Origin of the sequence: Rhodococcus sp. (in: high G+C Gram-positive bacteria) (assembly GCF_049591685.1) — a bacterium.
GTDB lineage: Bacteria > Actinomycetota > Actinomycetes > Mycobacteriales > Mycobacteriaceae > Rhodococcoides.
In genome coordinates this window covers 1-7,421 of record NZ_JBAWFH010000563.1, presented here as the reverse complement: position 1 = coordinate 7,421, position 7,421 = coordinate 1, and the positions used below count along the sequence as shown (strand labels likewise).

Annotated in this window: 9 protein-coding genes; 4 read left to right on the top strand and 5 right to left on the bottom strand. The window is 64.8% G+C overall.

Going from position 1 to position 7,421, the window contains the following annotated elements:
* Positions 1 to 1,491, bottom strand: a 1,491-nt coding sequence (hrpA, locus tag WBQ44_RS23170; protein ID WP_495568999.1) for an ATP-dependent RNA helicase HrpA, incomplete at its 3' end; no start/stop codon positions are given.
* A 94-nt stretch (positions 1,492 to 1,585) separates the two neighbouring features.
* On the opposite strand from hrpA, the gene WBQ44_RS23165 reads away from it, so the two are divergent.
* Positions 1,586 to 2,227: a Pr6Pr family membrane protein gene (locus WBQ44_RS23165; protein WP_495569000.1), complete on the top strand. Its 642-nt coding sequence runs from the start codon at positions 1,586 to 1,588 to the stop codon at positions 2,225 to 2,227.
* A 10-nt stretch (positions 2,228 to 2,237) separates the two neighbouring features.
* Positions 2,238 to 3,512, top strand: a complete 1,275-nt coding sequence (locus tag WBQ44_RS23160; protein ID WP_495568998.1) for an aminotransferase family protein — start codon at positions 2,238 to 2,240, stop codon at positions 3,510 to 3,512.
* On the opposite strand, the gene WBQ44_RS23155 is transcribed toward WBQ44_RS23160, so the two are convergent.
* A complete protein-coding gene (locus tag WBQ44_RS23155) occupies positions 3,496 to 3,717 on the bottom strand; it encodes a hypothetical protein (RefSeq protein WP_495568997.1) in 222 nt (73 codons plus the stop codon). The genes WBQ44_RS23160 and WBQ44_RS23155 overlap by 17 nt on opposite strands.
* Before the next feature lie 32 nt (positions 3,718 to 3,749).
* Here WBQ44_RS23155 and WBQ44_RS23150 point away from each other — a divergent pair, with 32 nt between their 5' ends.
* Entirely contained in the window at positions 3,750 to 4,409 is a 660-nt protein-coding gene (locus tag WBQ44_RS23150) for a hypothetical protein (protein ID WP_495568996.1), read from the top strand.
* On the opposite strand, the gene WBQ44_RS23145 is transcribed toward WBQ44_RS23150, so the two are convergent.
* The 3 genes from WBQ44_RS23145 to WBQ44_RS23135 all read right to left on the bottom strand — a co-directional run bounded on the left by WBQ44_RS23145 (position 4,399) and on the right by WBQ44_RS23135 (position 6,287).
* Positions 4,399 to 5,070 carry a PhzF family phenazine biosynthesis protein gene (locus WBQ44_RS23145; protein ID WP_495568995.1) on the bottom strand — a complete coding sequence of 224 codons (672 nt, stop codon included), beginning with the start codon at positions 5,068 to 5,070 and terminating at the stop codon, positions 4,399 to 4,401. The genes WBQ44_RS23150 and WBQ44_RS23145 overlap by 11 nt on opposite strands.
* An 88-nt stretch (positions 5,071 to 5,158) precedes the next feature.
* Positions 5,159 to 5,698, bottom strand: a complete 540-nt coding sequence (gene ahpD, locus WBQ44_RS23140) for an alkylhydroperoxidase, AhpD family (RefSeq protein ID WP_495568994.1) — start codon at positions 5,696 to 5,698, stop codon at positions 5,159 to 5,161.
* A 1-nt stretch (position 5,699) separates the two neighbouring features.
* Positions 5,700 to 6,287 (bottom strand): peroxiredoxin, encoded by a 588-nt coding sequence (locus tag WBQ44_RS23135; protein WP_495568993.1) that lies wholly within the window; start codon positions 6,285 to 6,287, stop codon positions 5,700 to 5,702.
* A gap of 170 nt (positions 6,288 to 6,457) precedes the next feature.
* On the opposite strand from WBQ44_RS23135, the gene WBQ44_RS23130 reads away from it, so the two are divergent.
* Positions 6,458 to 7,378: a hydrogen peroxide-inducible genes activator gene (locus tag WBQ44_RS23130; RefSeq protein ID WP_495568992.1), complete on the top strand. Its 921-nt coding sequence runs from the start codon at positions 6,458 to 6,460 to the stop codon at positions 7,376 to 7,378.
* Positions 7,379 to 7,421 lie beyond the last annotated feature (43 nt).

The window sequence follows — 7,421 nt, the reverse complement described above, 5'->3', positions numbered from 1 at the left end:
GGGTAGCTGAGCGAGTTCGCGCCCGATAGGCGTCAGCTCGGCCTCCCCGCTCGGCGTCGCAGGCTTCAGTGCACCGAGCTCTTCGAGCAATCCGATGCCGTCGCGAATGCTCCGTGGGTCGGGCGGTTCGACGAAGGGGAACTGCTCGATCTTTCCGAGACCGAGCGAGGTCATCTGCAGAATGACCGACGCAAGGTTGGTGCGGAGAATCTCGGGCTCGGTGAATTGCGGTCGGGCCTCGAAGTCGTCCTCCGAATACAGGCGGATACAGATGCCGTCGGCGACGCGGCCGCACCGTCCGGCGCGCTGACGTGCCGAGGCTTGCGAAATGGGTTCGATGGGGAGGCGTTGCACCTTGGTGCGCAACGAGTATCGCGAGATGCGTGCGGTGCCGGGGTCCACGACATACCGAATGCCGGGCACCGTCAACGACGTCTCCGCGACGTTCGTGGACAGCACGACTCGACGCCCCCTGTGTGGGGTGAACACTCGATGCTGTTCGGCCGCCGAGAGGCGTGCGTAGAGCGGTACGACCTCGGTATTGGTCAAGTTTCGGTCGCCCAGGGCGTCGGCCGTGTCGCGGATCTCGCGCTCGCCGGACAGGAAGACAAGGATGTCGCCGTCGCCCTCGCCCATGAGTTCCTCGACGGCCTCGCATGTGGCGTCGACGGGGTCGAGGTCAACCGTGGTGTCTCCGACGTCGACCGTCAGTGGTCTATATCGCATCTCGACGGGGAACGTTCGTCCGGAGACCTCGATGATCGGCGCGCGGCGCCCGTCGCGCGCGAAGTGCTGGGCGAACCGTTCCGGGTCGATGGTGGCCGAGGTGATGACGATCTTCAGATCAGGGCGTCGGGGGAGGAGTTGAGCAAGATAGCCGAGGATGAAATCGATGTTGAGGCTGCGCTCGTGTGCCTCGTCGATGATGAGCGTGTCGTACTGGCGCAACATTCGGTCGCGTTGAATCTCAGCGAGCAGGATGCCGTCGGTCATCAGTTTGACCAGGGTGGAGTCGGAGGACTGATCGGTGAAGCGCACTTTGTAGCCCACAGATTCGCCGATCTCCTCACCGACCTCTTCGGCGATACGCTCGGCGACCGTTCTGGCGGCAAGCCGGCGCGGCTGGGTGTGCCCGATGGATCCGCGGATGCCGCGCCCGAGTTCGAGGCAGATCTTCGGTATCTGAGTCGTCTTGCCCGATCCGGTCTCGCCCGCAACGACGACGACCTGGTGCTGCTCGATGGCTGCGGCGATGTCGTCCTTGCGCATACTGACCGGCAATGTCTCCGGGTATTCGATGTGTGGCAGCGCGGCCCGGCGACCGGATACGACGGCTTCGGCGCGTTCGATGTCTCGCTCGACCGCCGCCACGGCGTCGGCTGTGCGCGCCCGGTCCAGCCGGCGGCGTAGGCGGTGCTCGTCGCGCAGGGTTACGTCGGTCAGACGGTTCAGGAGCAAGCGTCGAAGGTCCGAAGCAGATGAAGTAGGCATTCTCCTGCCCAGGATAATCGCGTGTCGACACACCGCTGCAGTCGCCTGGGGTGTGCAAAGATCGGCTATGGCCGTGCACCCCGATTCGTCGGAGATGGATCCGCGTTCGAGCTCCAAGTCCGCCACCGGCACTGCAATACCGATCAGGGCGGCAAGGGTTGCCTTCGCGGTGTTGACGGCGGTGGCCTTGGCTGACATTTTGGCGGCGGGTCTCGACTCGCCGACGTTCTCGGTCGTCAACTACTTCAGCTATTTCACCGTTCTCAGCAATGTGGCGGCCGTCGTCGTATTGGCGGTGGGTGGTCTGGTCGATCCGCTGGGCGCGCGCTGGCAGCTCGTCCGCGGCGCCGTGACGCTCTACATGGTGATCACCGGAATCGTGTACGCAGTGCTTCTGGTGAACATCGATGTGGGAGTCGCAGACGCGTGGACCAACAACGTCGTGCATCGAATCATGCCGGTGGTGCTACTGACCGATTGGGTTGTCGTCCCTGCCCGCCGCCGCATCTCGGAACGAACGGCCATGCTGTGGCTCGCTTTTCCGCTCGTGTACAGCGTGTACACGCTGATCCGCGGACCGATCGTCGACTGGTACCCGTACCCGTTCTTCGATCCGCGCACCCAGGGCTACCTGGAGATGGCCGTCGGTCTCGTCGTTCTCACGGTGGCGTTCGTGATGATGGCGCTTGCGGTCAACGCGGTCGGGCGGCTCCGACGCCGAAAAGGCTCCGACTAAGCTCGAACGCATGTCTTCCGCCGAGCCGACGCGCGAGCCCCATCGTTCCCCCGAAACCCATGGAAGTGCGCTCTGGCACGGGTTCGCCGACATGGGTGCCGTTGGCGCATCGGGTCCGTTCGTCGTCTCACGCGGTGACGGCGCGTACATCTTCGACCGCGAAGACAACAAGTATCTCGACGCGACCGCGGGCTTGTGGTTCACCAACGTCGGCCACGGCCGAACCGAGATTGCCGAGGCAGTGGCAGCGCAACTCGGAACGCTGGCGCACTACTCCAACTTCGGAGATTTCGCCCCGGAGACCACCTTGGCTCTGGCGGAGCGGCTCGCCGCCATCGCTCCCGTTCCCGGAAGCAAGATTTTCTTCACCTCCGGTGGATCCGATTCGATCGACACCGCGGCGAAACTGGCTCGGCGCTACTGGCACGAGGCGGGCAAGCCGAACAAGACGCTGATCGTCGGTCGCCAGAAGGCCTATCACGGCATGCATGTCGCGGGTACATCGCTTGCCGGTATCGCCGTCAACCACGAGAACTACGGCATGCTGATGCCGGATGCTCGAACCGTCGCCTGGGACGACGCGAAGAGTCTCCTCTCGCTCATCGAAGAAGTGGGGGCCGACAAGGTCGCCGCCTTCTTCTGCGAACCCATCATCGGAGCAGGCGGCGTCTACCTCCCGCCGGAGGGGTACCTACGCGAAGTTCGTCAGATCTGTCGCGACAACGACGTGCTGTTCGTCGCCGACGAGGTGGTGACCGGGTTCGGTCGAATCGGTGGTTCGTGGTTCGCGTCGACGCGTTTCGATCTGCAGCCGGACCTGATGACGACGGCCAAGGGCCTGACCTCTGGGTACGTCCCGATGGGGGCGGTCTTCATCGCGCCGCACATCGCCGAACCGTTCTTCGCCGGTGGTGTGTGGTGGCGCCACGGTTACACCTACGGGGGCCACGCCGGTGCCGCCGCTGCTGCCATGGCGAACCTCGACATCATGGAGCGCGAAGGCCTGCTGCACGAAGCTGCACGGCTCGAGTCGTCGCTGCACCGTCACCTCGCCCCGTTGGCGAATCACGCGCGCGTCCGTGAAGTCCGCAGTGGTCTCGGCGCTGTGGCCGCAGTGCAGATGGAGGACCCTGCGGAGGCCCTGCCGTTCGTCAAGACGCTGCGCAAGCACGGCGTCTCCGGTCGTGCCGCAGGGCAGGGTGCGATGCAGATCTCGCCCGCGTTCGTCATGACGGACGCGGAGGTCGAGGAACTCGCCGACCGGATCTCTACCGCGCTCGGCTGAGGCGCTTCCGCCACCGCTGCATCCGGGTCGGCTCGGGTGCAACGGGTTCGGCCTTCTCGCTCGTCTGGGCGAGGCGCTGATGCAGTCGGCTGCGGACCTCGTCCGGTTCGTATGCGCGTCGAGTGCGCTCCGACTTGACCACCAGAGCGCCCGTGGCAGCGACACCGACGACTCCCGCCAGACCGAGGATCTTCCACAGCTTCATCGTTCGAGCGTACTGCCGCATAGGCTGCTTGCATGACTGCGTCGCACATCGATCTGACGACGGCACTCAATGCGTGCCGGACGGGTGACATCTGGATCTTCAGAGGACGTTCGGCTGCCGATCGCGCCATCCAGACGCTGACCAACAGTCCGGTCAACCATGTCGGCATGGCGGTCGTTCTCGACGATCTTCCGCCGCTGATGTGGCACGCCGAGCTCGGAAAAACGTTGCAGGACATGTGGTCCGGAAAGTTTCAGCGCGGAGTGCAACTGCACGACATGCGTGCTGCAGTGCTGCAGTGGTCGGGGAAGTACGAGCAACGGTCCTGGCTGCGCCAACTGCACACCCCCGTCACTCGTGAGCAGGAAGATGCACTGCTGCGCACGATCGCGCGGATGGACGGCACCGCGTTCCCGACGACCGCAAAACTTGCGGGCCGGTGGTTCGAGGGACGTATCCCCGGCACCCGGGGACGCGGAAAATCGTCCGCAGCATTGGAAACTGCCTACTGCGCCGAGGTCGTCGCCATGACGTACGACGCGATGGGCCTACTGGTCGGCAACAAGAAGGCCAATTGGTTCGACCCGGGCAAGTTCTGGAGCGGCGATCGGCTGCCCTTGGCGCCCGGTGTGACATTGGGCGCGGAGATCGCCGTCGACGTTCCGGTGCACCACGCCGCGGTCACACGCTGAACGTGCGGTCGGCGACGGTGCGCCCGCCAAGCTCGATCCACTGGCCGTTCAGAGTGGTGACGAGGGTGCTTCCGCGGCCCTGTTCGATGACGAGGTCACGCCCGAGCGCGTCCGTGATGCGCACGGCTGCCGCGCCGGTGGCCTCGTCCTCGACGATGCCCATCTCCGGCGCGAACATACGAGATCTGATCGTCCCCGCGGTTTCGTCGGCCCAGGCCCATACATAGTGGTTGCCTCCGGCGAACACCGACGGGTCCGCGGCCTGCACTTCGCGGGGCGAGGCGACCTCGTGAAAGACGAAATCCGGTGTCCAGGAAGCGGCCGCGCGGACCCACGTGAGGTCCTCGTCGTAGCGAATGGAGACGTCACCGGCAGGTACGGACAGGGTGTCGATTGTCGTGCCCCGCTCGCGGAGCCACCACGACACGCCGACCGTCGGGTGCCCTGCGAACGGTAGCTGGACGGCGGGCGTGTAGATCGCTGCTGCCGCACGTCCGTTGGCGCCTGGTGTGACGAACACGGTTTCGCTGAAGCCCAATTCGGCGGCGAGCGCCTGACGATCCGGTTCGCCCACCTCCGAGGCGGAGACGATCCCGAGGGGGTTCCCGAGCCCACCCTGGCGGTCGGTGAAGACACGGACGACGGTCACGTCGATACTCATGAACGCAGAATGTACTCCACTCGAGTGACGACGAACGCGAGAAGGCCCGCACGCGTGCTGCGTACGGGCCTTCTCGGATCTGTAACTGCTAGACGGTCGCGCCGTCGAGAATGCGGCCGGCCTCGATGGCCTGTCCGACACCCGCGACGATGGACGCGGCACGAATCGCTTCGAAGATGACCTCACGGTCGACGCCTTCGTCGCGCAGCGTCTTCTCGTGTGCTTCGAGGCAGTGGTTGCAGCCGTTGACCGCTGACACTGCGAGCGACCACAGTTCGAAGTCCGCCTTGTCGACGCCGGGGTTGCCGATGATGTTCATCCGCAGACCGGCGCGAAGGTCATCGTACTTGCCGTCCAGGTAGCCCTTGGTGCGGTAGAACACATTGTTCATACCCATGATCGAAGCCGCGCCGAGCGCTGCGTTGTAGGCCTCGGCGGACAGGGTGTCCGCGGCCTCCTCGGCAACCTCTTTCAGCGTGGTCGCCGACTTGGTGGCGGCGGCGGTGGCGAGAAGTGTTCCCCACAGCTGCTGCTCGTTCAGGACGGTCGATCGCGCAATGGAACTCAGGTTGAGCTTGAGATCCTTCGCGTACTCGGGGATCGAGTTCTTCAGGGTGTCGATGCTCATGTCAGACGCTCGCCGTCAGCAGTTCGCCTGCGTCGATGGTCGGGTCGCCCTTCTTCCAGTTGCATGCGCACAGCTCGTCCGACTGCAGCGCGTCGAGAACACGCAGAACCTCGTCGACGTTGCGGCCGACGGAACCCGCAGTGACAGAGACGAACTGGATTTCGTTGTTCGGGTCGACGATGAAGGTTGCGCGGTCGGCGACACCGTCGGCGTTGAGAACGCCGGTGGCCGTTGCGAGTTCACGCTTGAGGTCCGAGAGCATCGGGAAGGGCAGCGTCTTGAGCTCGTCGTGCTGTGCACGCCACTGGAAGTGAACGAACTCGTTGTCCACGGACGCGCCGAGAACCTGGGCATCACGATCGGCGAACTCTTCGTTCAGCTTCCCGAAGGCCGCGATTTCGGTGGGGCACACGAACGTGAAGTCCTTCGGCCAGAAGAACACGATGCGCCACTTGCCTGCGTGGTCGTCGCTGGTGACGGTGGTGAAGTAGTCGTCGGGCTGCTGTGCATTCACCTTGGACAGGTCACCGCCGATGACGGCGGTGAGGTTGTACGCGGGGAATTGATCTCCGATTGTCAACAGGGCCATGTGGTCTCCTCGAGTAGTGCTGCACATGTGCGCGCACGACAGTGCGCGCGGTTTCGTATGTGTGGGGTAGTCGGCTACAGGGCGATGACGAATCGCCGTCGCTGACCTGTACGAGTGTGCCAAAAGTGAGCCGAAAGGTAAAGGTGATGGGTGGCACTAGACTGATAGGCATGCCTGATGAGAGCTATCAACCCACGCTGTCACAGCTGCGTGCGTTCGTCGCGGTCGCCGAACATCGGCACTTCGGCACGGCCGCAGCGCGGTTGAAGGTGAGCCAGCCAACACTGTCGCAAGCACTGGCGTCCCTCGAACAGGGACTGGGCGTGCGGCTGATCGAACGCAGCACTCGGAAGGTGTTGATGACGACAGCCGGAGCGCAGTTGCTCGGTCGGGCGCGGTCGACGGTGGAATCGGCCGACGGATTCCTCGCGGAGGCGAACGGGCTCGGGGCCCGGCTGTCCGGACCGCTCCGGCTCGGGCTCATCCCGACGGTCGCGCCGTACGTGTTGCCCGCCCTCTTGCCCGCGTTGCGCAGCGAGTACCCGGAGGTAGTGCCATTCGTCGTCGAAGATCAGACCGACCGACTGTTGGCGTCCCTGCGCTCGGGCGCTATCGAGGCCGCCGTGTTGGCGCTTCCCACCGAGGAATCCGGCATCGTCGAAATCCCCTTGTACACGGAAGATTTCGTCATGATCGTTCCTGCAGGGCACGACCTCGACGGGAAGAAGTCACTCGCACTCTCCGCGCTCGCGGGCCAACCGCTGCTGCTGCTGGACGACGGGCATTGCCTGCGCGATCAGACGCTCGATCTCTGCCGCAGCATCGACGCCGCTCCGACGTCGAGCGACACACGCGCTACTTCGCTCGCGACTGTGGTCCAGTGTGTGGCAGGTGGTCTCGGTGTGACGCTGATACCGCGGTCGGCCGTGGCGGTCGAGACGCACAAGGGCCCCCTCGGGGTTGCGGAATTCGCCGACCCCAAACCCGGCCGCAGACTGGGCCTCGTACATCGGGCATCGAGTGCCCGCGCCGAGGAGTATGCGGCCGTCGCCGATGTCATCACCCGCGTGTGTGCGGCCGTCGCGGGCTGATGCGGCTTCGCCGCCCGTGCGCCCAAAGTGTTTTTGGTACAGC